Genomic DNA, 615 nt, shown 5'->3' on the forward strand with positions numbered 1-615 from the left:
GGCGTCGTCTCGCTGGTCGTGGCGGCGATCGTCGGTCTGAGCGTGCCCGCCGACGAGGCGACCGGGCTGAAGAGCGCGGTGTGCCGAATACTTCACCCGATGAGCGGGGCCGAGGCATGCTCCTCCGGGGACTACGCGGGCGACGGTGACGACGGCGGGGGCGACGACGGCGGAGGCGGGGACCCGGACGATCCCTTCGTCCCCAACGGCGACCCGTTCGAGCCCGCGAAGTGTCTGCTGTCCCAGGATCAGACCAAGGACACCGTCGTCATCCAAGTGGCCTTCATCAAGATCAGCGCCTCGGAGACGGTCAAGCTCCAGCAGTGGTCCGACGGCACCGTCACCCTGGAGCGGGTGACCGAGACCGGAGGCGGCGTCACGGCGAGCATCTCCGCCGGCATCCCGGCTCAGAGCAAATGACGGTTGCCGCTACCAGAGCGGCTACAACCCCGGGGCGGCGATGGGAGCTTGCCAACAGGACGCGGCCTCAAAGAAACCCGATCTCGAACCGGAACTGGCGCCGGACGTCGACATCACCAAGACCTCCACCGAGGCATCCGGCGGAGTGAGCTTCGGAAAGACCTTCAAGGGCAACGGCAAGAGCGGCAAGGACAC

At 67.5% G+C, this 615-nt stretch carries 1 pseudogene; it reads left to right on the forward strand.

The annotated features are described in order from the left end of the window. Positions 1-420 (forward strand): annotated as a pseudogene (locus IF11_RS41160) (hypothetical protein); the annotation flags it as partial. Between the last annotated feature and the right edge of the window lie 195 nt (positions 421-615).

Source organism: Streptomyces scopuliridis RB72 (assembly GCF_000718095.1).
Taxonomy (GTDB): Bacteria; Actinomycetota; Actinomycetes; order Streptomycetales; family Streptomycetaceae; genus Streptomyces; species Streptomyces scopuliridis.